This is a genomic window from Shinella sp. JR1-6 (assembly GCF_004284735.1).
Taxonomy (GTDB): Bacteria; Pseudomonadota; Alphaproteobacteria; order Rhizobiales; family Rhizobiaceae; genus Shinella.
Window position 1 is genome coordinate 1 of record NZ_SHMI01000102.1, and the last position, 1524, is coordinate 1524.

Annotated in this window: 1 protein-coding gene; it reads right to left on the reverse strand. The window is 56.8% G+C overall.

All coding sequences use genetic code 11. The features are described from left to right. Window positions 1–307: 307 nt before the first annotated feature. Entirely contained in the window at window positions 308–1474 is a 1167-nt protein-coding gene (locus EXZ48_RS34490) for an IS110 family transposase (RefSeq protein WP_130521564.1), read from the reverse strand. Window positions 1475–1524 lie beyond the last annotated feature (50 nt).

The window sequence follows — 1524 nt, forward strand, 5'->3', positions numbered from 1 at the left end:
TCACATCAGGTTTTTTGTCAATCGTTCATCCGAGTGGCATAGAATTTCTCCTTGGTGAGCGGATCCTCGGTCTGAGCCCATAGCAATTACCGGCCCGGTTCTCGGGCCTGTACAACCTCACATCCGGTCGCCGCTCTCAGCGGCCGCACCACTATCCCGCATTCGACGGGCACGGGCTCAGGAGAACGGGACCAAACTCAAGATCGGCGTTTGGAGGCCAAAAGGATTCCCGGTCCGTCCACCTGGATCCGTCAGGACTGATCAGGTCCTGAGGATAAGGTTTTTCGTTTGACAGGCATTTCCGGTTTCAGGTGGCTTTCATGATTGCACCTTCGATCACGACGCCGGAGGTGACATACTTCCAGAGAGCCACGAGCAGCTTGCGCGCGAGCGCCACGATCATCGGCGTCTTTAAGCGACCGGCGTTCCGAGCGATGCGATCTTTGAACCATAACGTCAGCGTCGATTTTGGTTGATGGCGCAACCATAGCCAGGCGAGCTCAACCATCGTCGCTCGTAAACGCGGATTTCCGGCCTTGGATACACCCTGTTCGCGGTTGACGTTACCGCTTTGCCAAGGGGAGGGGGCAAGGCCTGCGTACGAGGCGATTTGGCGTCGGTTGTCGAAGTGTCGGAACAGCCCTTCGGTGTAAAGTATCGTAGCGAATTCCGGCCCTATTCCCTTAATGCCCAAAAGAGCGGTCGCTTCCTTCGGTGTCTCCGCCGTCTCACGGACGATCAATGCATCTCGCTCGGCTTCTACAGCCTTGATTTGTGTGAGCAACAATTCGAGGCGATCGAGTTCTCTGCAGATTTCGGCCTTCAGGTGTTTTGATAGCGGATGGCCATCGCCAGTTCGAAGCTCGTCCAGACGCTGCCGTCGATCTCGATTGACGGGTTCGTACTCCCTGATTCCTTGCGTGAAGAGCAGTCCCTTTATGCGATTGACGTGGAAGACGCGCTCGGCAATCAGGGTTTTCCGCTCCCGCCCAATCCGTCGGTTGTCGTCTTCCTCGGGTGTCAGAAGCTTGACCATTGAGCATGCACGCGGCTCGCCGCGTTTCCATGCCATCAACGCGCGGATCAGCGTTTCGCCATCGATGCGATCGGTCTTCGCTCGGCGATGCCGGCGCGGCATGGCGATCGATGCAGCCTCCACGATGTGGCTTTCTATCCAGGCTTCTTTGCTCAGCACCCGCCCAAGCCAGAAGCCATCCAGCCCGGCTTCTTGAATTACGACCAGTGGGTACAGTCTGTCCTTCCGCCGTTTTGCTTTCTGGCGAAGCGCTGCGAAGCATGCAAATAAGCCGCCGATATCACCTCCCGCGACGGTGTGGCGGGACATCTTCTCACTACCAGGCAACAGAGCCGTCACCAGCCATGTCGATTTGCTTAATTCCAACGAGACGAAAATTGCGCCAAGATCGATGAGAGTAGCGGTCTGAGCTTGAGATTGATCTGCTGTTATCGGCATGGTTGGCCTCCAGAGAGTTTTCTAGCGACCTCACTCTGCCACGGTGCAGG

Excerpts from the sequence above, each read along its gene's own strand:
- EXZ48_RS34490 (WP_130521564.1), bottom strand. The coding sequence starts at position 1,474 with ATGCCGATAACAGCAGATCAATCTCAAGCTCAGACCGCTACTCTCATC.